Annotated in this window: 18 protein-coding genes; 12 read left to right on the top strand and 6 right to left on the bottom strand. The window is 62.0% G+C overall.

The window, feature by feature from the left end:
- The first annotated feature begins 19 nt into the window (after window positions 1–19).
- A complete protein-coding gene (locus tag Q390_RS0101070) occupies window positions 20–517 on the top strand; it encodes a hypothetical protein (protein WP_037471972.1) in 498 nt (165 codons plus the stop codon).
- A 32-nt stretch (window positions 518–549) separates the two neighbouring features.
- Complete coding sequence (locus Q390_RS0101065) at window positions 550–1,245, top strand: Bax inhibitor-1 family protein (RefSeq protein WP_027994407.1); 696 nt, start codon at window positions 550–552, stop codon at window positions 1,243–1,245.
- A gap of 9 nt (window positions 1,246–1,254) precedes the next feature.
- Here the strand turns inward: Q390_RS0101065 and Q390_RS0101060 are convergent, their stop codons facing one another.
- From Q390_RS0101060 to ilvA, 3 genes are all read right to left on the bottom strand, one after another.
- Window positions 1,255–1,812, bottom strand: coding sequence for a histidine phosphatase family protein (locus Q390_RS0101060; protein ID WP_342666074.1), 558 nt, complete (start codon window positions 1,810–1,812; stop codon window positions 1,255–1,257).
- A gap of 32 nt (window positions 1,813–1,844) precedes the next feature.
- Window positions 1,845–2,669 carry an adenosylcobinamide-GDP ribazoletransferase gene (gene cobS / locus Q390_RS0101055; protein WP_027994405.1) on the bottom strand — a complete coding sequence of 275 codons (825 nt, stop codon included), beginning with the start codon at window positions 2,667–2,669 and terminating at the stop codon, window positions 1,845–1,847.
- 82 nt (window positions 2,670–2,751) lie between these two features.
- Window positions 2,752–4,323, bottom strand: a complete 1,572-nt coding sequence (gene ilvA / locus Q390_RS0101050; protein ID WP_027994404.1) for a threonine ammonia-lyase, biosynthetic — start codon at window positions 4,321–4,323, stop codon at window positions 2,752–2,754.
- Window positions 4,324–4,698: 375 nt separating this feature from the next.
- Here ilvA and Q390_RS0101045 point away from each other — a divergent pair, with 375 nt between their 5' ends.
- Window positions 4,699–5,148: an OsmC family protein gene (locus tag Q390_RS0101045; protein WP_027994403.1), complete on the top strand. Its 450-nt coding sequence runs from the start codon at window positions 4,699–4,701 to the stop codon at window positions 5,146–5,148.
- An 18-nt stretch (window positions 5,149–5,166) separates the two neighbouring features.
- Here the strand turns inward: Q390_RS0101045 and coq7 are convergent, their stop codons facing one another.
- A complete protein-coding gene (coq7, locus tag Q390_RS0101040) occupies window positions 5,167–5,784 on the bottom strand; it encodes a 2-polyprenyl-3-methyl-6-methoxy-1,4-benzoquinone monooxygenase (RefSeq protein ID WP_027994402.1) in 618 nt (205 codons plus the stop codon).
- 318 nt (window positions 5,785–6,102) lie between these two features.
- Between coq7 and Q390_RS0101035 the strand changes: the two genes are divergently transcribed.
- From Q390_RS0101035 to Q390_RS0101025, 3 genes are all read left to right on the top strand, one after another.
- Entirely contained in the window at window positions 6,103–7,143 is a 1,041-nt protein-coding gene (locus tag Q390_RS0101035; protein ID WP_027994401.1) for a porin, read from the top strand.
- A gap of 190 nt (window positions 7,144–7,333) precedes the next feature.
- A complete protein-coding gene (locus tag Q390_RS0101030; RefSeq protein ID WP_027994400.1) occupies window positions 7,334–8,557 on the top strand; it encodes a M20 aminoacylase family protein in 1,224 nt (407 codons plus the stop codon).
- A 33-nt stretch (window positions 8,558–8,590) separates the two neighbouring features.
- Window positions 8,591–9,088, top strand: coding sequence for a YbhB/YbcL family Raf kinase inhibitor-like protein (locus Q390_RS0101025; RefSeq protein WP_027994399.1), 498 nt, complete (start codon window positions 8,591–8,593; stop codon window positions 9,086–9,088).
- A 79-nt stretch (window positions 9,089–9,167) separates the two neighbouring features.
- On the opposite strand, the gene Q390_RS0101020 is transcribed toward Q390_RS0101025, so the two are convergent.
- Together Q390_RS0101020 and zwf are read right to left on the bottom strand one after the other, a co-directional pair.
- Complete coding sequence (locus tag Q390_RS0101020) at window positions 9,168–10,013, bottom strand: MurR/RpiR family transcriptional regulator (RefSeq protein ID WP_027994398.1); 846 nt, start codon at window positions 10,011–10,013, stop codon at window positions 9,168–9,170.
- A gap of 30 nt (window positions 10,014–10,043) precedes the next feature.
- Window positions 10,044–11,522 (bottom strand): glucose-6-phosphate dehydrogenase, encoded by a 1,479-nt coding sequence (zwf, locus tag Q390_RS0101015; RefSeq protein WP_027994397.1) that lies wholly within the window; start codon window positions 11,520–11,522, stop codon window positions 10,044–10,046.
- Window positions 11,523–11,711: 189 nt separating this feature from the next.
- Here zwf and tal point away from each other — a divergent pair, with 189 nt between their 5' ends.
- The 6 genes from tal to narH all read left to right on the top strand — a co-directional run bounded on the left by tal (window position 11,712) and on the right by narH (window position 22,532).
- Window positions 11,712–12,659: a transaldolase gene (tal, locus tag Q390_RS0101010; protein ID WP_027994396.1), complete on the top strand. Its 948-nt coding sequence runs from the start codon at window positions 11,712–11,714 to the stop codon at window positions 12,657–12,659.
- Window positions 12,660–14,294: a glucose-6-phosphate isomerase gene (gene pgi, locus Q390_RS0101005; RefSeq protein ID WP_051602964.1), complete on the top strand. Its 1,635-nt coding sequence runs from the start codon at window positions 12,660–12,662 to the stop codon at window positions 14,292–14,294.
- A 127-nt stretch (window positions 14,295–14,421) separates the two neighbouring features.
- Entirely contained in the window at window positions 14,422–15,714 is a 1,293-nt protein-coding gene (locus Q390_RS0101000; protein ID WP_027994394.1) for an MFS transporter, read from the top strand.
- Between the two features lie 20 nt (window positions 15,715–15,734).
- Entirely contained in the window at window positions 15,735–17,150 is a 1,416-nt protein-coding gene (locus tag Q390_RS0100995; RefSeq protein ID WP_027994393.1) for a NarK family nitrate/nitrite MFS transporter, read from the top strand.
- A 34-nt stretch (window positions 17,151–17,184) separates the two neighbouring features.
- Window positions 17,185–21,003, top strand: coding sequence for a nitrate reductase subunit alpha (locus tag Q390_RS0100990; RefSeq protein WP_027994392.1), 3,819 nt, complete (start codon window positions 17,185–17,187; stop codon window positions 21,001–21,003).
- A complete protein-coding gene (narH, locus tag Q390_RS0100985) occupies window positions 21,000–22,532 on the top strand; it encodes a nitrate reductase subunit beta (protein ID WP_027994391.1) in 1,533 nt (510 codons plus the stop codon). Before Q390_RS0100990 ends, narH begins: the two co-directional genes overlap by 4 nt.
- Window positions 22,533–22,534 lie beyond the last annotated feature (2 nt).

Raw genomic sequence — 22,534 nt, 5'->3', positions numbered from 1 at the left:
ATTGACCCAGGATATTTTCATGCGCAAAACTTCTTCTTTTCGTGCCACCGCCGCTGCCGTCATGGCCTTGACCATCACCTCGCTGATGGCCCCTTCACTGGCGCACGCCAAGCGCTTGGGCGGCGGCAAATCGGCCCCGGTCAGCCTGCAAAAAAAACCGGTAGCCGCCCCGGTGACCGCAGCAAAACCTGTGGCTGCACCCGCGGCTCCTGCGGCTCCTGCGACTCCTGCGGCTGCCGCCGCTCCGGCTGTTGCAGCGCCTGCCGCCGCTGGCCCGGGCCTGATGGGCACCATGGGCGCGGCGGTGGTCGGTGGTGTGGTGGGTTCAATGGCCGGCAATGCGCTGGCCGGTAGCCTGTCGGGCGACAAGGAAAAAGAAGCCGCCAAGGCCAAAGAAGCTGAGGCGGCCAAGGCCAAAGAAGCCGCTGCCACCGCAGAAAAAGAAGCGCAGGACTTGCAGCGCAAAGCCGATGAGGCCAAAGCCAAGGCCGAAGCTGCCCGCGCTGCGGCCAAGTAAACACCTCTTTGTATGAATGGAGCACTGAATTTATGAGCAACCAAATCCCCATTTATGGCGCGTATGACGCCGCCGCCACCACCCCCGCCGAGCGCAACCAAGTGCTGCGCAACACCTATTGGCTGCTGGCGCTGTCGATGGTGCCCACCGTTTTGGGCGCTTGGATTGGCGTGGCCACCGGCCTGACCAGCGCGCTGTCGCCCGGCATCGGCGCGATGGTGTTTTTGGGCGGCGCGTTTGGCTTTATGTACGCCATCGAAAAGACCAAAGACTCCGCTGCTGGCGTCGCCGTGCTGCTGGCCTTTACGTTCTTTATGGGGCTGATGCTGTCGCGCTTGGTCGGTAGCGTGCTGGGTCAGGCCAATGGTGCCGGACTGATCATGACGGCGTTTGCCGGCACTGGCGTGATTTTTCTGGGCATGGCCAGCCTGTCATCGGTCATCCAACGCGATCTGTCGGGCATGGGCAAATGGCTGTTTGTCGGCGCGCTGTTGATCATGGTGGCAGGCATTGCCAATATCTTTATGCAGTCGAGCGCGCTGATGATCACCCTTTCGGTGCTGACGATTGGCGTGTTTACCGCCTTCATCCTGCACGACCTGAAGCGGGTGAAAGACGGCTTGGAAACCAACTACATCACCGCCACGCTGGGCGTTTATCTGAGCTTGTTCAACGTGTTTCAAGCGCTGTTGATGCTGCTGGGCATTGGCGGCGGGCGCGAGGAGTAATTCTGGTCGTCAGGCCGTAGCCTGCGGCAGCGCAAAACACACCCATTCGCCGTAGCCTGGCGCGCTGCGCGGCCACTGGTCGGCGCGGCGTATTTGTTCCGGCGCTGCCTGCAATAACCACTGCACGCAGCGCGCCACGCCGGCGTGGGTGATCCACAGCACATCACTTCCATCAGCGCATTCCTGCTGCGCAGCGCTTAAAGCGTTCGATACGCGCGCCAGCATCGCCGCCAAGTTGTCGCCGCCGCCGGGGCGGTAGTTGGCAAACTGCGCCGTCCAAGCGTCGATGTCGGTGCGCGGAATATCTTCCCAAGCGCGGCCTTCCCAGCAGCCAAAGTCAAACTCCACCAACTCAGGTGCTGTTTTAAACATCAAATCAGGCCGTAGCCCTTTAAATATATGCGCTAGGAGCTCACATCTTTGTAGCGGTGAGTGGTGTATGTGCAGGCGCTGCGGCAGTGCTGCTGCCAAGCGTTGGGCGCTGTCCGCCGTGGCGGTTGCATCGGCAGGTAGATCCAGCGCGCCGTAACAAATGCCCGGTGCGATCAGCGGCTGCGCGTGGCGCACCAGCCATAAACGTCCGCAATGTGATGGCGCTGTCACGGTGCTAAAAAGCCCGCCAACGGCCCCAAAGCCAGCGCTGCGCCCAAGTAAAACCCCACTTCGCTGACCTGCTGCACCGCGCCCAAGCAGTCGCCGGTAAAGCCCTGTAGCCGCCGCGCAAAACGCCGTGCCATGTGCGCTGCACCAAGGGCACTACACACTATTGCCACTATCAAAAAAAGAGCTGCTTGCGTATACCAAACAAGGGCTAGTGGCATAAAACACCATAAACCGGCTGTCAGCAACGCTAAGTTGCTGATTTGGTCCGCTAGCGGCTTGCTTTTGGATTTAGCGGTATCGCCAACGTGGGGCAACGTGCGCACCAAGCACAGCGGCCAAAAGCGTGACAGCACGTGGCCGCCCAGCAGCGCGCACAGCGCGGCGCTCAGGCTGTGCGCGCCCAGCAGCGCCAGCAGGCTGACCTTGGCCAGCAGCACCAGTACCAGCGCCATGGCACCAAAGGCACCAATGCGTGAGTCTTTCATGATGTCCAGCGCGCGCTTGCGCTGGGAGCTGCCGCCCAGGCCGTCGGCGACATCGGCCAGGCCGTCTTCATGAAAACCGCCCGTGACCAGCACCGTGGTAAGGGTGCAAAACACCGCTGCTACCAACGCTGCGAACGGCTGTGCGCCCAGACCGAAATGCAGCGCCGTGTACACCCCTGCCGCTACCGCCGCCACCAGCCAACCGACACCTGGAAAGTGCGCCGCACTGGCGCGCAGCATCGCCGGGCTGTAGCCGACCCAATCGGCCAGCCGCCCGGTGACCGGAAGGCGGGTGAAAAACTGCACCGCCAGCAGGTAATGGCGCACGGCTTGCATGGTAATTGCTGTTTTAAATATCAAAAATAATAGCTTTCAGCGCTTGCTGCATAAGCGCTAGAGGCTCATTTGCCTTGAAGTGTCAGGCGGCGCTGGCGGGCGACTGCAGGAACAGGCGGTAGGCCGGATTCAGCGTTTCTTCGACATACGGATAGCCCAGCGTGGCCAGGAAGGCGTCGAAGGCGCCAGCGTCACCGGCCGGCACCTGCAGACCGACAAGAATGCGACCGTAGTCCGCGCCCTGGTTGCGGTAGTGGAACAGCGAGATGTTCCAGCTCGGCTGCATCAGGCTCAGGAATTTCAGCAGAGCACCGGGGCGCTCGGGGAAGACAAAGCGCAGCAGGCGTTCGTCTTGCGCCAGCGCCGAATGGCCGCCGACGAGGTGGCGCAGGTGCTCTTTGGCCAGCTCGTCGTGCGTCAGGTCGAGGGCGTCAAAGCCGTGCTGGCTAAAGGTGTGGGCGATTTTTGCCGACTCGCCCTTGCCGTGCGTGGTCAGGCCGACAAACACATGCGCGCGGGCCGCGTCGCTGATGCGGTAGTTGAATTCGGTGACGTTGCGCGGGCCACCCGGCAGACCGCCGATGGTTTCGCAAAAACGCCGAAAGCTGCCGCGCTCTTCGGGGATGCTGACCGCCAGCAGCGCTTCGCGCTCTTCGCCGACTTCGGCGCGCTCGGCGACAAAGCGCAGGCGGTCGAAGTTCATATTGGCGCCGCACAAGATGGCGGCGTAGGTTTCGCCCTTGGTGTGGTGCGTGGCCACGTATTGTTTGATGGCAGCCACGGCCAGCGCACCGGCGGGTTCGACGATGCTGCGCGTATCGACAAAGATGTCTTTGATGGCGGCGCAGACGGCGTCGGTGTCCACCGTCATGTACTCATCGACCAAGCCGCTGGCGATGCGGAAGGTTTCTTCGCCCACCAGCTTGACGGCGGTGCCATCCGAGAACAGGCCGACATCGGTCAGTGTGACGCGCTGGCCGGCGGCGACCGACTGCACCATGGCGTCGGAATCGTTCATTTGCACACCAATCACCTTGATGTCCGGACGCACCGCCTTGATGTAGTTGGCCACGCCGGCAATCAGCCCGCCGCCGCCGATGGCGACAAACACTGCGTCGAGCCGGTTGTTGCCCAGCTTTTGCACTTGGCGCAGGATCTCCATGGCAATCGTGCCCTGGCCGGCGATCACATCCGGGTCATCAAACGGATGCACAAAGCTCAGGCCTTGCTCTTTTTGCAGCTCGATCGAGTGGCCGTAGGCGTCAGAGTAGCTCTCGCCGTGCAGCACCACTTCGCCGCCCAGTGCCTGCACCGCGTCCACTTTGAGTTGCGGTGTCGTCGTCGGCATGACGATCACGGCGCGGGTGCCCAATTTGCGCGCACTCATCGCCACGCCTTGGGCGTGGTTGCCGGCCGAGGCGCAAATCACGCCGCGTGCCAACTGCTCGGGCGTCAGATGCACCATCTTGTTGTAGGCGCCGCGCAGCTTGAAGCTGAACACCGGCTGCTGGTCTTCGCGCTTGAGCAGTACTGTGTTGTGCAGGCGCTGGCTCAGGTTGCGTGCAGGCTCCAGATCGGACTCGATGGCCACGTCATAGACACGCGCGGTCAGGATCTTCTTCAGGTAATCAAGGGGGGTGAGGTGCTGGTTCATGGGGTCGGAGATGCGAAATGGCGGCGCCCACCGTGCGTGGGGTCGGGCGGCAACCATCATAGGCGCGCAGGAACGGCGCTCAGAAGCGCCACAGGGGGCCTGCCTCGATAAGCCAAAAAAAAGCCCCTAGCCGTGAGGCTGGGGGCTGAATCCATCCTTTTAAGGAGATGGAGGAGACAATCGTTGCATGGCAGTTGCAGGGAAATTTGCCAATCAGCGCATGTAAATTCATGTGCTGCAATGTTAGGGATTCTACCCATGCGGCTGTGAATGTTGTTGCGATGCAGCAAAATAACCACACTCTTTTGAAGATCATTGCAGGCGGTGCCTGCCGGACTTCATATCCAACGGTAGGCACAACAAGGAAATATGGACATGGAATGCACAGTGAGCTGGACGGGCGCGGCGGGTACGCGCTCCGGCATGGGGTTTGTCGCAGAAACCGGCAGCGGCCACACGCTGGTGATGGATGGTGCCCCTGATGCCGTCAACCCGGCCAACGGTGGGCAAAACTTGGCGCCCCGGCCGATGGAAACGGTACTGGCGGGTACCGGCGGTTGCACCGCTTACGACGTGGTGCTGATCCTGAAGCGCGGCCGCCACGATGTGCGCGGTTGCAGCGTCAAACTGACCACTGAGCGCGCCGACACCGATCCCAAAGTGTTCACCAAAATCCACATGCACTTCAGCATCACCGGTAAGAACGTGCCTGCGCCTGCCATCGAACGCGCCATTGCCATGAGCCACGAGAAATACTGTTCGGCCAGCATCATGCTCGGCAAAACCGCTGCCATCAGCACCAGCTTTGAGGTGCTGGAGGCGTAAGGCGCCCAACCCAGCGCCTCAAACGTAATGCGCGGTCGTCGTCATCACCTTGGCCGCAGCACGCATCAGGGCGCGCGCCGGTGCGGGCAAGGGAATGGCGCCCGCCGCCAGCGCATTGGTGGCGTGGCGCTCTTCATCGTCTTTCATGCGTGCCACCACCGCGCGCGAGGCCAAGTCCTGTTCGGGCAGACGGCGCAGGTGGCTTTGCAGATGGGCAGCGACCTGGTTTTCGGTTTCGACGACAAAACCCAGGCTGACGCCGTCACTGATTTTGGATGCCACCAAACCCACGGCAAAAGCACCGGCGTACCACAGCGGATTGAGCAGGCTGGGACGTGCGCCCAATTCTTGCAGGCGCTCGCGCGTCCAAGCCAGATGGTCGCCTTCTTCGCGGGCAGCTTCAAGCAGGTGCGCGCGCAACGCGGCGTCCTGCGTCACGGCCGCCTGGGCGGTGTAGAGCGCTTGCGCACAGATTTCCCCCACATGGTTCACGCGCATCAGGGCGCCTGAGAGTTGCCTTTCTTCTGGCGCAAGGCAGGCGGGGGCAATGGCCCGCGCTGGCGAGTCTTGCGTGGCACGCGGTGCAGCAAAAAGGGTGCGCAGGGCGGCATCAGCGGCCGTCAGGAATTTGTCCATATTTTGTTCCTTGGAGTGGGTGCAATGCGAGCCGCGAGAGCGGACATTTCCAGATTGTCCTGCGAGCGAAACAGACCTGCATTCAGGGCGCTTATGCCAGATATGCGCCTGTCTTGCTGGATGTTGTGGGGTAGCAACGGTTTTATCGTTTTGCACTCCATTCTGGGGGAATTTCTTTGCGCAACTGGGCCCGGTCTGGTGCAATAGCCATAACTTCCCCACCAGGAGGTTGGCCCGGGCAACCGGCGGACTGCGCAGATGCTGCATCTGTAATCCCAACCGAGCCGGTGCCCTACGTTTAACCTTGGAGTAATTTCAATGAAAAAATCCCTGATTGCCCTGGCCGTTCTGGCTGCTTCCGGCGCCGCAATGGCCCAATCTTCCGTCACCCTGTTCGGTATCGTTGATACCGGTGTGGGCTACGTCAAGAACAGCGGCGGCGACAACAAATACGGTCTGGCCAACAGCGGCAACGCTACCAGCCGCCTCGGTTTCCGCGGTGTTGAAGACCTCGGCGGCGGCCTGAAGGCTGGTTTCTGGCTCGAAGGCGAAATCACTCCTGATGACGGCACTGCTGCTGGCCTGAACTTCAAGCGCCGTTCGACCCTCAGCCTGATGGGCGGTTTCGGTGAAGTCCGTCTGGGTCGTGACCTGACCGCTGGCTACAAGACCAGCGCTTACGATCTGTTCGGCCAAGTCGGCATGGGCCAGTTCCTGGGCTGGAGCGGCAACCTGACCGGTACGACCGGTGACTTCAATGGTGTTCGTGCTAGCAACATGCTGGCTTACTACACGCCTAACTTTGGTGGTTTCACTGGCGCCTTGAACTACGGCTTTGGCGAATCCACTGGCAGCAACAAGACCAACCGCTATATCGGCGGCTACGCTGCTTACGACAACGGTCCTATCAGCGTGACGGTTTCTTTGGATAAGAACAACCAGACAGTTGGTCTGGGCTTTGACGCTGACCGCACTCAATTGTCGGTTGGCGCTTCTTACGACCTGGGCATGCTGAAGGTGTCGGGCTTGGTTCAGCGCGTGAAGTTTGAAGACAACCTGACCACCGCAGAAGGCAAGTACACCAACTATCTGCTGGGCGTCAGCGCTCCTGTCGGCCCCGGCACTGTCAAGCTGCAGTACGCTGCATACGACCTGAAGAACAGCAAGGACGACGCACAGCAGCTGTCGGTGGGTTATGTCTATGACCTGTCCAAGCGCACCGCTGTGTATGGCACGGCTGCTTTCCTGAAGAACAAGAACTTCTCGGATGTCAACCTGGGCGGCGTTGGCCTGCCCTTGGCTGCTGACGCTGGCCGCAACCAAACCGGCTTCCAAGTCGGCATTCGCCACGCTTTCTAATGAATGGCTGGCGTAAGCCAGCTTTCAGCGGATAAAAAAAGCCGCCAACCTTCGGGTTGGCGGCTTTTTGTTTTCTATTTGTGCTTTGTGCGCTCAGCCTAGGCGCGGCACAATCGGCCATCTTTTTGTTGTGTACGACCGGCCCGCGCACATGGTCAGCATGGCGCATGGGCTTTGCTGGAGCCGATGGATGCAAGTTCCCCGTTTCAAGGTTGGTGGCCGCGCTTTTGCGCACATCCGCCAGTATTACCCCGAGTTGGTGGCCCTGCGCCGCGATCTGCACGCGCACCCTGAGTTGGGATTTGAAGAGGTTTACACCGGTGCGCGCGTCAAAGAGGCGCTCAACGTGTGCGGTGTCGATGAAATCCACGATGGCATTGGCCGCACCGGCATCGTCGCTGTGATTCGCGGGCGCAGTACGGCCAGTGGCAGCATGATCGGCCTGCGTGCCGATATGGACGCCCTGCCCATGACCGAGGACAACGAATTTCCCTGGAGATCGGCCAAGTCGGGCCTGATGCATGGTTGCGGGCACGATGGCCACACGGCGATGCTGATTGGCGCGGCGCGCTACCTGGCGGCGACGCGCAACTTCGATGGCACGGCGGTGCTGATCTTTCAGCCCGGTGAAGAAGGGCTGGCCGGTGCGCGTGTGATGATGGAGGACGGTCTGTTTGAGCGCTTTCCGGTGCAGTCGGTCTATGCCATGCACAACTGGCCGGCGATGAAGGCCGGCACGGTGGGACTCAACAGCGGCGCCATGATGGCCGCCGCCGACCGCATCACCATCGAGATCACTGGGCGCGGCGGCCATGGTGCGCACGCTTACCAAGGAGTGGATGTGGTGTTGGTGGCGGCACACATCATCACGGCGGCGCAAAGCATCGTGGCACGCAACGTGCGCCCACTGCAAAGCGCGGTGGTCAGCCTGTGCGCCATGCAGGCGGGCGATCTCGGGGCGTTTAGCGTGATGCCGGGCAAGGCCACGTTGGTGGGTACGGTGCGCACCTTTGACCATACCGTGCAAAATTTGGTGGAGCAGCGTTTACGTGACCTGTGCAGTGCCATTGCGCTGGGTTTTGGTGCCACGGCGACGGTGCATTACGAGCGCATTTACCCGGCGACCATCAACACCGAAGCTGAAGCGGTGTTTGCCGGCGATGTGGCGCAGGCGCTGGTGGGTGCAGAAAACCTGGTGCGCGATCTCGAACCCAGCATGGGCGCGGAGGATTTCTCGTTCATGCTGCAAAACAAGCCTGGCGCTTATCTGCGCCTTGGTCAGGGCAATGAGGCCGGTATGGGCAGTTGTGGCCTGCACAACAGCCGTTATGACTTTAACGACGAAATTTTGCCGCTGGGTGCTGCTCTGCATGCCAGCTTGGCGGAGCAGGCCATGCCCTTGCCGGCGCTGTAGGGTGAGGGTGTTTATGTTTCAAGGAGCTTTGGTATGACTACTTTCACGCTTTCCAGTCCCGATATCGCCAACGGCGCAAGCATTGGCCCGGTGTTTGAGTTCGATGGCTTTGGCTGCTCGGGTCAGAACCGCTCACCGGTGCTGCAATGGCAAGGCGCTCCCGCCGGCACGCGCAGTTTTGCCGTCACGGTGTATGACCCGGATGCGCCCAGCGGATCGGGCTGGTGGCATTGGTTTGTCGTCGATTTGCCGGCTGACACCACGCAACTGGTGGCCCATGCCGGCGCGCAGGGTGGCACCGGGCTGCCGGCACCGGCACGGCATATTCGCAACGACTACGGCGCCTACGCCTGGGGCGGCATGTGTCCGCCCCCGGGTGATTCGCCGCACCGCTACGTCTTTACCGTCTATGCGCTGGGCGTGGACAGGCTGGATATTCCCAACGATGCCACCGCCGCTTTGGCCGGCTTTATGGTCCACGCCAACACCTTGGCGCAAGCCACCTTCACGGCCACCTACGGGCGTGTTTGAAGACTATTAAAATAGTAGCTATCAGCGCTTGCTGTAGCTGGGTTTGACGCTGATTTAACCGTATATTCGCCTGGACTGCTTACGCATAGCGCTTGGCGCGCAGGTTGTCCTTCATTTGCTGCAGCAGCGGTTGTAGCGGTGGCCCGATGCGCAGCGCGACGCAGGTCGCCAATACATCAATCACCAGCAGGTGCAGCAAGCGCGAGACCATCGGGCTGTAGCGGTCGTAGCCCTCCGGGTGGTCGGCGGCCAAGTGGATATGGCAAGCGCTGGCCAAGGGCGAGCCGCTGGCGGTGATAGCGATGGTGGTGGCGCCGTTCTTGCGCGCAATCTCAGCCGCGTCCATCAGGTCGCGCGTGCGGCCCGAGTTGGAAATGATGAGGGCGCAGTCGCCCGGGCCCAGCAGCGTGGCGCTCATCACCTGCATGTGGCCGTCACTGGTGGCCAGGCTGGTGACACCCAGACGAAAAAATTTGTGCTGCGCGTCCAGCGCCACGATGCCGGAATTGCCGGCGCCATAGAACTCAATGCGCCGCCCAGTCTGCCAGGTGGCGGCAATGGCACTGGCGGCGCGCTCCAACACCACGGTGCTGGCCGCATTGCGGTATTGCAAGAAGGCGGCGACGGCGTTGTCCACCACCTTGACCATCACGTCGCTGGTTTTGTCGTCGGCATCCACGCTGCGGTGGATAAACGGCACGCCTTCGCTGACGCTGCCGGCCAGTTTGAGCTTGAAATCGGCCAAGCCGTCGTAGCCCATGCTGCGGCAAAACCGCACCACGGTGGGCTTGCTGACCTGGGCGCGCGCCGCCAGCTCGCGCACCGGCAGGCGGGCAAAAATACGTGGATCGAGCAGCACCAGCCGTGCTACGCGCTGCTCGGCGGGGGCCAGTGACGACAGGGAGGCGGCGATGCGATCAAGCATGGTGGCCACGTGGGTGATATGCCGTGCTGCTCAGCATTCTTCGGTCCAGCAGTAGCCGTCGCGTGCCAGCAGCGCACTGGCGGCACTGGGGCCCCAAGTGCCCGCGGCATAGCCGCGCGGGCTTTCTTCGGCCTGGGCCCAGGCATCCAGCAGGGGCTCGACCCATTCCCAGGCGGCTTCCTGCTCGTCGCTGCGCACAAACAAATTCAACCGTCCCGCCAGCACGTCCAGCAGCAGGCGCTCGTAAGCGCCGACGCGCTCGGCGCCAAAGCGCTGGTCAAAATCCATGTTCAGCGACACGGCCGAGAGCAGGGGGGTGGCTGAAGTCGCCGGGGCTGCCGGCCGGCGCGGTGCCTGCGCCGCCGCAAACAGGTGCAGATCCAGGCCGTCGCGCGGTTGCAGGTGGATCACCAGCCGGTTGGCGCTGTCGGTCGGCGTGCGAAAAATGGCGTGCGGCGTGGGCCGAAAATTGACCACGATGAAGGCTTCGCGCGATGCCAGTCGCTTGCCGGTGCGCAGGTAAAACGGCACGCCGGCCCAGCGCCAGTTGTGGATTTCGGTACGCAGGGCCACAAAAGTTTCGGTATGGCTGTCTAAGTGAACACCCGGTTCGTCACGGTAACTCGGTACGCGCTCGCCAGCAGCCTGGCCGGCAGTGTATTGGCCGCGCACGGCGTCGCGCGCCAGTGTTTCTGCGGTCCACGGGCGCAGCGAGCGCAGCACCTTGAGCTTTTCGTCGCGGATGGCGTCGGCACTGGCGTTGACCGGCGGCTCCATGGCCACGGCGCACAGCAGTTGCAAGGCATGGTTTTGCACCATGTCGCGCAGTGCGCCGGTGCCGTCGTAAAAGCTGCCGCGCTTTTCCACTCCCAGGGTTTCGGCGATGGTGATCTGGATGTTGGCAATGGTGTCACGCCGCCACAGCGGCTCAAACAGCGTGTTGCCAAAGCGCAGCGCCAGCAGGTTTTGCACCGACGGTTTGCCCAGATAGTGGTCGATGCGAAACACCTGGTGCTCGCCAAAGTGGCGCAGCACGCTGGCGTTGATGGCGCGGTTGCTGGCCAAGTCGTGGCCCAGTGGTTTTTCCAGCACGATGCGCGTTTGCGGCGTGGCCAGTCCGCTGCGCCCCAGCTGCTCGGCGACGCTGGCAAACAGCGCCGGCGCCGTGGCCAGATACAGCACCACACTGTCGGCTTGGCGCTCGTGCAGGCGCGCGGCCAAGGCGGCGTAGTCGTCGGGTTGGGACAGGTCGGCGCGCACGTAGTGCAGCAGGGCGGCAAAGCGGGCAAATTCTTCGCTGGTCGGGCGCTTTTCGCCCTCTATGGCTTCCAGGCGCAGCGCCACCCAGTCGCGGTACTGCGTGTCGCTGTCGAATGCCTCGCGCGCCACGCCAAGGATGCGGCCCCCCTCGGGCAGCGAGCCATGGCGAAAGGCCTGGAACAACGCCGGCAGCAATTTGCGCCAGGCCAGGTCGCCGGTGCCGCCCAATAAAACCAGATCAAAGCTCATGGCAGACCCACTGAAAAAAGAGGGAAGGGCAATGTAACCCGGTTTCGCGGTGGCAACCGGCTTGTATCGGTACTTGCATCTGTACGCGTCGAGCGGCTGGTGGGGCCGCATACACTCGGGGATTGTCATCTGCCCCCGTTCTGCCCCCGGGCCATTGGCCGGGGTTTACCGCAAGGATTTGCCATCAACATGAACCAGCTCGACGCACTGAAACAATTCACCACCGTGGTGGCCGACACCGGGGACTTTCGCCAGTTGGCGCAGTTCCGTCCCCAAGATGCCACCACCAATCCGTCACTGATCCTGAAGGCCGTGCAAAAAAGCGATTACGCCCCGCTGCTGCGCGAAGTGGTTGAGCGCTGGCGTGGCCGCGACCTGGCCGAGGTGATGGACCGCCTGCTAGTGCGCTTCGGTTGCGAGATCCTGTCGATCATTCCGGGCCGGGTCTCCACCGAAGTCGATGCGCGCCTGAGCTTTGACACCAGCGCCACCATCACCCGCGCCGAGCGCCTCATCGAGATGTACCAGGCCGAAGGCATCCACATTGATCGCGTGCTGATCAAAGTTGCCGCCACCTGGGAAGGTATTGAAGCCGCGCGCCAGCTGGAGCAGCGCGGCATCCACACCAACCTGACCTTGCTGTTTGCCTTTGCCCAGGCCGTCGCCTGTGGTCAGGCCAAGGTACAGCTGATTTCGCCCTTTGTCGGGCGCATTTACGACTGGCACAAAAAACAGGCCGGCGCCCGCTGGGACGAAGCCGCCATGGCCGGCGCCAATGACCCGGGCGTGCAGTCGGTGCGCGCCATTTACAACCATTACAAGCACTTTGGCATTGCCACCGAGGTGATGGGTGCGAGCTTCCGTAACGTTGGTCAGATCACGGCGTTGGCCGGTTGTGACCTGTTGACGATTGCCCCCGACCTGCTGGCACAAATGGCCGCTACCGACACCCCGTTGGAACGCGCGCTGGACGCGCCAGCTGCGCAGGCGCTGGAGCTGCCCGCCGTGCACTATGACGAGGCCGGCTTTCGCTACGCGCTCAATGAAGACGCCATGGCGACAGAAAAACTGGCCGAGGGCATTCGCGCTTTTGTGACAGATGCCGTCAAGCTTGAACAACTGATGCTCGCGCACTGAATGCAGCCGCCTGCGCCAGACGTTCTTGAGGCTCTCCCAGACCCGCGTGTGCGCTGTGACCACACGTGCGCCTGGGCTGCGCTGCGCGCGCACTTTGACAGCGCTGGTCGCCACTTCGATGTGCGCGCCGCTTTTGCTGCCGACGCGGGCCGCTACGCCGCCTTCAGCCAAGAAGCGCCGCATGTGTTTGCCGATTTGTCGCGCAACCGCATCGATGTGCCGACCGAGACGCTGTTGCTGGCGCTGGCACGCGAATGTGGCCTGGAAACACACCGTGACGCCATGCTGGCCGGTGCGCCCATCAACCACACCGAACAACGCGCAGTACTGCACCATTTATTAAGAAATAAGCCTGTAGCCCATGTAGATAAAGCGCTACAAGCTACTGATTTAATAGCAAATGCCGAGCGCGATGTGCAGACCACACTGCACGCCATGCTCCGCTACGCGGACAGCGTGCGCAGTGATGCGGCCATCACCGACATCGTCAGCATCGGCATTGGCGGCTCGGGCCTGGGGCCGGCGATGGTGGTGACCGCGCTGCAAGACCGCTGGCAAGACGGCCAGCGCGTGCACTTTGTTTCCAATGTCGATGGCATGGAGTTGGGTAGCCTGTTGCGCCAGTTGCGGCCGGAAAGCACGCTGTTTTTGATCGCCTCGAAAACCTTCACTACCGCCGAGACCATGGTCAATGCCCATGCTGCGCGCGACTGGTTTCTGGCGCACGGCGGGAGTGCTGATGTAGATGCGCCGTTGCCACTGGCACGCCACTTTGCTGCGCTCACCACCCATATCGAGGCGGCCGCTGCCTTTGGTATCCGCACCACTTTTGGTTTTTGGGACTGGGTGGGCGGGCGTTTTTCACTGTGGTCGGCGATTGGTCTGCCAATTGCCATTGCCGTTGGCGCTGCTGCCTTCAAAGAATTGCTGGCCGGCGCGCACGCCATGGACGGACATTTTTTCAACGCACCGCTAGAGCGCAATCTGCCAGTGCGTTTGGGTCTGCTGGACGTCTGGTACCGCAACTTCCACGGCTTTACCAGCCGCTGCATTGCGCCCTACAGCCATGGGTTGCGGCGCCTGTCGGCGTATTTGCAGCAACTGGAGATGGAGAGCAACGGCAAGGGTGTGGATTGGCAAGGCCGCACGCTGCCTTACGCCACCTCGCCGGTGGTCTGGGGCGAGCCGGGCACCAACGGCCAGCACGCCTTTTTCCAAATGATCCACCAGGGGCTGGATGTGATTCCAGTCGAATTCATCGTGCTGCGCTGCGGTGGGCGCGACCTGCCCGGGCAACACCCGCGTCTGGTCGCTAACGCGCTGGCGCAGGCGCAGGCGCTGATGCTGGGGCGAGACAGCGCCTGCGGCCACCGCCATTTCAGTGGCAACCGGCCCAGCAGCGTGTTGTTGCTGGAGCAATTGGACCCGGCGTCGCTGGGCGCGCTGATTGCGCTGTACGAGCACCGCGTGTTTGTCGCCGGCTCCATCTGGGGCATCAACAGCTTCGACCAGTGGGGCGTAGAACTGGGCAAGCAATTGGCCACCGACATCGAACCGCGCCTGGCCAGCGGTGATCGTACCGGGTTGGATGGCGCCACCGCCGGACTGCTAGAGCGCCTGCGCACGGGACAGTAGTCCTTTGGGACTAGGGGTTAACGCCCGGGTCTAGTTCTTTTGCCTTGCCGCCATGGCTCTGCTGAAGGATGGGCAAACCCGGGTGCTTTGGCGACGATGCATCTCTCAACAAGAGAGGTATCGCGCAATGGCAAGAGCTCCGCTGTCTGCGGGTGAAAGTCCCGAACGAACCCGACAGGCCTGGTCGGTCTTGATTGTCAGCACGCTGGCGTTCACGGTCTGCTTCATGGTCTGGATGATGTTTGGCGTGATCGGCATCCCGATCAAGAAACTGCTGAACCTCAGTTCGACGCAATTTGGCCTGCTTACCGCCATGCCGGTGCTGACGGGCTCGCTGATCCGCGTGCCGCTGGGCATCTGGACGGACAAATACGGTGGCCGTATCGTCATGGCGATGCTGATGGCCGTGACGGTGCCGGCGATCTGGATCATGGGCTACGCCACCGCGTACTGGCATTTCCTCACCATTGGCCTGTTTGTCGGCTTGGCGGGCGGTTCGTTCTCAGTCGGCACACCTTACGTGGCGCGCTGGTTTCCCAAAAGCCGCCAGGGTACGGCGATGGGAGTCTACGGTGCCGGCAACTCGGGCGCTGCCGTCAACAAGTTCGTCGCCCCGGTGTTGTTGGTGGCCTTTGGCTGGACCATGGTGCCGCACGTCTATGCCGCCATCATGCTTGGCACGCTGGTGCTGTTCTGGCTGTTCAGCTACAGCGACCCAGCCCATCTGGTGTCCAGCAACGTCAAGTTCTCTGAACAACTCAAGGCCCTCAAAGATCCCAAGGTGCTCAAGTACTGCCAGTACTACAGCATCGTTTTTGGCGGTTATGTGGCGCTGTCGCTGTGGATGGTGCAGTACTACGTTGGCGAATACGGCCTCGATATCCGTGTCGCCGCGCTGCTGGCAGCGTGTTTTTCACTGCCCGGGGGCGTTTTGCGCGCCATTGGTGGCTGGCTCTCGGACAAGTACGGCGCGCACAGCATCACCTGGTGGGTGATGTGGGTCAGCTGGGTGTGCCTGTTCCTGCTCAGCTACCCGCAGACCGATTTCACCATCATGACCGTGGACGGCGCCAAGACCTTCCATATCGGCCTGAACGTGTACGCCTTCACCGGGCTGATGTTCATCCTCGGCATTGCTTTTGCCTTCGGCAAGGCCAGCGTTTTCAAGTACATCAGCGATGACTACCCGACCAACATCGGCGCCATCAGCGGCATGGTGGGCCTGGCCGGCGGCATGGGCGGCTTTTTGCTGCCGATCGCTTTCGGTGTCTTGATGGACCTGACCGGCGTGCGCTCCAGCGCCTTCATGCTGATGTACGGCGTGGTCTGGGTCTCGCTCATCTGGATGTATTTCACTGAAGTTCGCCGTTCTGACGTGATGGGCTCGGCCCCCACGCCAGCGGCGGGCACCGTCCGCTGATCTTCTGAAAGCCTCACACCATGTCTGTCTCACCTTCTGCCCCGCGTGCCAGCACCGGGCGCACCCTGCACATCTGGACCCCGGAAGACAAAGCCTTCTGGGAACGCGAAGGCGAGGCCGTCGCCAAGATCAATCTATGGATTTCGGTGCCAGCCCTGTTCCTGGCGTTTGCCATCTGGCAGGTCTGGAGCGTGGTCGCCGTCAGCCTGCCCGGCCTGGGCTTTAAATATTCGAGCAACCAGCTGTTCTGGCTGGCGGCGGCGCCCGCGCTCAGCGGTGCCACGTTGCGCATTTTTTACTCGTTCATGGTGCCGGTGTTCGGTGGCCGGCGCTGGACGGCGATTTCTACCGCTTCGCTGCTGATTCCTGCTATTGGCATTGGCTATGCGGTGCAGGACAACAGCACCAGCTACCCCACCATGCTGGTGCTGGCGCTGCTGTGCGGTTTTGGTGGCGGCAATTTCAGCTCCAGCATGGCCAACATCAGCTTCTTTTTTCCGAAGGAGCGCAAGGGCTCGGCGCTGGGCGTGAACGCTGGTTTGGGCAATCTGGGCGTGTCGGTGGTGCAGTTTTTGAGCCCGCTGGTGGTGACGGTTGGCATCTTTGGCATCTTCGGCGGCGAAGGCCAGGCGGTGGTCAAAAACGGCGTCAACGTACAGGTGTGGACACAGAATGCCGCCTTCATCTGGGTGCCGTGGATTGCTCTGACGTCGCTGGCAGCGTGGTTTGGTATGCACGACATTGCCGATGCCAAGGCATCCTTTGCCAGCCAGGCTGCGATTTTCCGGCGCAAGCACAACTGGCTGATGTGCCTGTTGTACCTGGGCACCTTCGGCTCGTTCATTGGCTATGCCGCTGGTTTTCCGTTGCTCATCAAGAGCCAGTTTCCAGACGTGAATCCGCTGGCGTATGCCTGGCTTGGCCCACTGGTAGGCGCCGTGGTGCGCCCGTTTGGTGGCTGGCTGGCCGACAAGGTGGGCGGCGCGCGCGTCACGCTATGGAACTTTATCGTCATGACCATTGCGGTGGTGGGTGTGATCCAGTTCCTGCCGCACGGCGGCATCGGCGGCAACTTCAGCGGCTTCTTTATCTGCTTTCTGGTGCTGTTCCTGACCACCGGCATTGGTAACGGCTCCACCTTCAGCATGATCCCCGTCATCTTTTTGACTGAAGCCATGCGTGGTGTGCAAGCCAACGACACCAGCGCCGTGGCGCAGGCGCAGAAAGAGGGAAACACCCTGGCTGCCGCCACGCTCGGCTTCACAGCGGCCTTTGCTGCCTACGGTGGCTTCTTCATTCCCAAGAGCTATGGCAGTTCGATTGCGCTGACCGGCGGGCCCGAGTTGGCCCTCTGGACGTTTGCTGTTTTCTATGTCCTGTGCATTGTGGTGACCTGGTGGTACTACGCACGCAAGCACGCCGAAATGCCGTGCTGAACCCTTCCATCATGACCCGTCAAAGGAGCCTCCGATGAGCCATTTTCTCGACCGCCTGAACTACTTTTCCAACCCGAGGGAGTCGTTTTCGGGTGACCACGGCGTGACTACCGCCGAAGACCGCACCTGGGAGGACGCCTACCGCAACCGCTGGGCACACGACAAGATCGTGCGCAGCACACACGGTGTGAACTGCACCGGTTCGTGCTCGTGGAAGGTATACGTCAAGGGCGGCATCGTCACCTGGGAAACCCAGCAGACCGACTACCCGCGCACGCGCTGGGACATGCCCAATCACGAGCCGCGCGGCTGCTCGCGCGGCGCCAGTTACAGCTGGTACCTGTACAGTGCCAACCGCGTCAAATACCCGATGATCCGCGCCCGCCTGCTCAAACACTGGCGCGAGGCACGCTTGACCCTGGCGCCGGTCGAGGCCTGGGCCGCCGTGGTGCAGGACGATGCCAAGCGGCGCGATTACCAGAGCGTGCGCGGTCTGGGCGGCTTTGTGCGCTCGACCTGGGATGAAGTGAACGAGCTGATCGCTGCGTCCAACGTCTATACGATCCAGCAGCACGGTGCCGACCGCATCATCGGTTTTTCGCCCATTCCGGCGATGTCGATGGTCAGCTACGCCGCCGGCTCGCGCTACATGTCGCTGATTGGCGGCGTGTGCATGAGCTTTTACGACTGGTACTGCGATCTGCCGCCCAGCAGCCCGCAGGTCTGGGGTGAGCAGACCGACGTACCCGAATCGGCCGACTGGTACAACTCGAATTTCATCATTGCCTGGGGCTCGAACGTGCCGCAGACACGCACGCCGGACGCCCATTTCTTCACCGAGGTGCGCTACAAGGGCACCAAAACGGTGGCTATCACCCCCGACTATTCCGAGGTTGCCAAGCTGTCCGACCTGTGGTTGCACCCCAAACAGGGTACCGATGCCGCCGTTGCCATGGCCATGGGCCACGTCATCCTGAAAGACTTCTACTTTGGTGGCAACGGCCAGCCGCGCTCGGCTTATTTTGATGACTACGCGCGCCGCTATACCGACTTGCCGATGCTGGTGATGCTGAAACAGCACACCCTGGAAAACGGCAGCACCTGCTTGGTGCCCGACCGCTACGTGCGCGCCAGCGACTTTGCCGACCAGATGGGACAGGACAACAACCCGGACTGGAAAACCGTCGCTTTGGATGCCAGTGGCCAGGTGGTGGTGCCGCAGGGTGCGATTGGCTTCCGCTGGGGCCCGGACGGCCGCGCTGACATGGGCCAGTGGAACCTGGAAGCCAAGGAAGCACGCGATGGCAATGACGTGTCGCTCAAGCTGTCGGTGATGGAGGGCGAAGGCGGGGTGGAAAACGCCGCTACCGACCACGCGCAGGTGGGTTTTCCGTATTTCGGCGGCATCCACCACGCGCATTTCCCCAACAACGAGCAAAGCGATGTGCTGGTGCGCACCGTGCCGGTGCAGCGCCTTGCCGTGGGCAGCGGCGAGGTGCTGGTCGCCACCGTGTTTGACCTGCAGGTGGCGCAGTACGGTATTGCGCGCGGCCTGCCGGGCGAGCTGGCAGCGGCCGACTTTGACCACAACACGCCCTACACGCCCGCTTGGCAGGAGCAGATCACCGGCGTGCCGCGCGAGCAAATCATTGCCGTGGCGCGCCAGTTTGCCGACAACGCGCACAAGACCCAGGGCCGCTCGATGGTCATCATCGGCGCTGGCATGAACCACTGGTACCACAGTGACATGAACTACCGCAGCGTCATCAACATGCTGATGATGTGCGGCTGCATTGGCAAGAGCGGCGGCGGCTGGGCGCATTACGTCGGCCAAGAAAAGCTGCGCCCGCAGACCGGCTGGACGCCGCTGGCGTTTGCGCTGGACTGGATTCGCCCACCGCGCCAGATGAACAGCACCAGCTTCTTCTACGCCCACACTAACCAGTGGCGCTACGAAAAAATCGGCGTGGACGAAGTGCTGTCGCCGCTGGCCGACAAGAAGCTGTATGGCGGCAGCATGATCGACTACAACGTGCGCGCTGAGCGCATGGGCTGGCTGCCGTCGGCACCGCAGTTGCAGACGCACCCGATGCAGGTGGTGAAAGACGCGCAGGCCGCTGGCATGGACCCCAAGGACTATGTGGTGCAGGCGCTGAAAAACGGCTCACTGAAGATGAGCTGTGAAGACCCCGATCATCCCGACAACTGGCCGCGCAACATGTTTGTCTGGCGCTCCAACATCATTGGCTCGTCGGGCAAGGGGCATGAGTATTTCCTCAAGCACCTGCTAGGCACTACGCACGGTGTGCAGGGCAAGGACCTGGGCAGGGACGAGGCCAAGCCGGAAGAAGTGGTCTGGCACGCACAGGCGCCCGAGGGCAAGCTCGATTTGCTGGTCACGCTGGACTTTCGCATGAGCACCACCTGTCTGTATTCGGACATCGTGCTGCCGACCGCCACTTGGTACGAGAAAAACGACCTCAACACCAGTGACATGCACCCCTTTATCCACCCGCTGTCCACGGCCGTGGACCCGGTGTGGCAGTCCAAAAGCGACTGGGAAATCTACAAGGGCTTTGCCAAACGCTTCAGCGAACTGTGCGAAGGGCATCTGGGCGTCGAAAAAGAAATGGTGCTCACGCCTATGCAGCACGACTCGCCCGGCGAGCTGGCGCAGCCGTTTGACGTGAAGGATTGGAAGCGCGGCGAGTGCGAGCTGATCCCTGGCAAGACCGCACCGCAGATACAGGTGGTCGAGCGCGACTACCCGAACGTCTACAAGCGCTTTACGGCCGTGGGCCCGCTGCTGAACAAGATCGGCAATGGCGGCAAGGGCATTGCGTGGAATACCGAAACCGAGGTCAAGCAGCTGGGCCAGCTCAGCGGCTTGGTGACCGAGCCCGGCGTGACGCTGGGGATGCCGCGCATCTTGAGCGACATTGACGCTTGCGAAATGGTGTTGCAGCTGGCCCCGGAGACCAACGGCCATGTGGCGGTGAAGGCGTGGGAGGCGCTGGGCAAGCAGACCGGGCGCGACCACACGCACCTGGCGCTGCACCGCGAAGACGAGAAGATTCGCTTTCGCGACATCCAGGCGCAGCCGCGCAAGATCATCAGCTCGCCCACCTGGAGCGGTATTGAGTCGGAGACGGTGTCGTACAACGCCGGCTACACCAATGTGCACGAATACATCCCGTGGCGCACGCTGACCGGACGCCAGCAGTTCTACCAAGACCATCCGTGGATGCTGGCGTTTGGCGAGGGCTTGGCCAGCTACCGGCCACCGGTGAACCTGAAGGCCACGGCGGGCGTGCACGGCATCCGCAGCAATGGCAATGCCGAAATTCTGCTGAACTTCATCACGCCACACCAGAAGTGGGGCATCCACTCGACCTACACCGACAACCTGCTCATGCTCACGCTGAGTCGGGGCGGACCGATCATCTGGCTGAGTGAAGACGATGCCAAGGTGATTGGGGTGGAGGACAACGACTGGGTGGAGGCCTACAACGTCAACGGCGCGCTCACGGCACGCGCGGTGGTCAGCCAGCGGGTAAAACCCGGCATGGTGATCATGTACCACGCCCAAGAAAAAATCGTCAACACGCCCGGCTCGGAGATCACCGGGCACCGCGGTGGTATCCACAATTCGGTGACGCGCGTGGTGCTGAAACCGACGCACATGATCGGCGGCTACGCCCAGCTGTCCTACGGCTTCAACTACTACGGAACCATTGGCACCAACCGCGACGAATTCGTTGTCGTGCGCAAGATGGACAAAGTGGATTGGCTGGACACGCCACGCGGCGATGACCGCGCCTTCGTGGTGCAACAACAGGGAGAATCGGCATGAGAATTCGCGCACAAATCGGCATGGTGCTGAACCTGGACAAGTGCATTGGCTGCCACACCTGTTCGGTCACCTGCAAAAACGTCTGGACCAGCCGCCCAGGCATGGAATACGCCTGGTTCAACAACGTCGAGACTAAACCCGGCATCGGCTACCCCAAGGAATGGGAAAACCAGGACAAGTGGAATGGTGGCTGGGTGCGCCATCCCGATGGCTCGATCGAGCCACGCCAGGGTGGCAAGTGGAAGATGCTGATGCGCCTGTTCGCCAACCCGAACATGCCGCAGATCGACGACTACTACGAGCCCTTCACTTTCGACTACGACCACCTGCAATCGGCGCCCGAGATGCACGCCGCTCCCACGGCGCAGCCGCGCAGTCTGATCACCGGTAAGCGGATGGAAAAAATCGTGTGGGGGCCGAACTGGGAAGAAATTCTCGGCGGCGAGTTCTCCAAGCGCAGTAAGGATGCCAACCTGGACAACTTTGAGCAGGTGCAAAAAGACATGGTGGGCCAGTTCGAGAACACCTTCATGATGTACCTGCCGCGCCTGTGCGAGCACTGCCTGAACCCCAGCTGTGTGGCGTCCTGCCCGTCCGGCTCGATCTACAAGCGCGAGGAAGACGGCATCGTGCTGATCGACCAGGACAAGTGCCGTGGCTGGCGCATGTGCGTCTCGGGCTGCCCCTACAAGAAGATTTATTACAACTGGAAGAGCGGCAAGGCCGAGAAGTGCACCTTCTGCTACCCGCGCATCGAGGCTGGCCAGCCGACCGTGTGTTCTGAGACCTGTGTCGGCCGCATCCGCTACCTGGGTGTGGTGCTGTATGACGCCGATCGCATCCAGGAAGCGGCCAGCGTGCCGGACGACAAGGACCTATACCAAGCGCAACTCGACATCTTCCTGAATCCGCACGACCCAGCCGTGATTGAGCAGGCGCGCAAGGACGGCATTCCCGAAGCCTGGCTGGAAGGTGCCCGCCGCAGCCCGGTCTACAAGATGGCGGTGGATTGGAAAGTGGCGCTGCCGCTGCACCCCGAGTACCGCACGCTGCCGATGGTCTGGTACGTGCCGCCGCTCTCGCCCATCACCTCGGCGGCCAACGCCGGCAAAATCGGCGTCAACGGTGAGATACCCGACATCTCGCAGATGCGCATTCCGGTGCAGTACCTGGCCAACCTGTTGACCGCGGGCGACACCGCCCCCGTGATGCGCGCCCTGCAACGCATGTTGGCGATGCGTGCCTACCAGCGCAGCAAGCATGTGGACCATGAGCAGAACCTGGCGGTGCTGGCGCAGGCGGGCCTCACGGTGGCGCAGGTCGAGGACATGTACCACACCATGGCGATTGCCAACTACGAAGACCGCTTCGTCATCCCGTCAACGCACCGCGAATACGCCGAGAACGCCTTTGACGTGCGCGGTGGCTGCGGCTTCACGTTCGGCAACGGCTGCTCTGAAGGCAGTAGCGAAGTCAGCCTGTTTGGGGGCAGCAAAAAACGCACCATCCCGATCAAGATGGAGGTCTGAGT

It is taken from the genome of Simplicispira psychrophila DSM 11588 (assembly GCF_000688255.1).
Taxonomy (GTDB): Bacteria; Pseudomonadota; Gammaproteobacteria; order Burkholderiales; family Burkholderiaceae_C; genus Simplicispira; species Simplicispira psychrophila.
This window is presented reverse-complemented; position numbering and strand designations above follow the sequence as displayed.